The organism is Leucobacter sp. M11, from assembly GCF_035726885.1.
Classification (GTDB): Bacteria; Actinomycetota; Actinomycetes; order Actinomycetales; family Microbacteriaceae; genus JAPFRB01.
In genome coordinates, this window is sequence record NZ_JAPFRB010000002.1 from 526,460 (window position 1) to 527,092 (window position 633).

1 protein-coding gene is annotated in these 633 nt (G+C 73.0%); it reads left to right on the forward strand.

The window, feature by feature from the left end:
• Positions 1-587, forward strand: a 587-nt coding sequence (locus OOT08_RS06840) for a glycosyltransferase (RefSeq protein WP_325091850.1), incomplete at its 5' end; no start/stop codon positions are given.
• Positions 588-633 lie beyond the last annotated feature (46 nt).

A 633-nucleotide genomic window follows, 5' to 3' on the forward strand; every position in this document is an offset into this window, starting at 1 on the left:
TGCGGGTCCTCCACCGCGCGGGCAAGCTCGGCCTCGGCACCGCGTACCTCACGGGCTTCCGGATCGCCATCGACGAGGGCTACCGGACGGTCGTCGAGATGGACGCCGACGGCTCGCACCTGCCGGAGCAGCTCCCCGCGCTGCTCGCCGAGGTCGACGCGGGCGCCGACTTCGCGCTTGGCTCGCGCTGGGTCGCGGGCGGTTCGATCGTGAACTGGCCCTGGTACCGCCAGCTCGTGTCCCGCACCGGCACCCTGGTGGCCCGGATCAGCCTGCGCTCAAAGCTGCACGACATCACGAGCGGCTACCGTGCGATCCGCACCGCGGCGCTGGCCGGGCTGGATCTCGACCGGATCGACGCGCACGGCTACGGGTTTCAGGTGGAGCTCGCCTGGTCCCTGGAACGGGCCGGCTTCCGGATCGCTGAGGTGCCCATTAGCTTCGTGGAGCGCGCGGAAGGCCGCTCGAAGATGACCTTCGGGATCGCGGCCGAGGCGCTGCGGATCGTGCTCCGCCAGGGTTTCCTGCTGCGCTTCCGGCCTGCCGCGCTGCCGCCCGTGGGCCGCGCGACGCCCGAGCAGGGCTGACACCGCCGCCCTCCGCCCGGGCGGGGGCTCAGGCTCCGGTCGAACC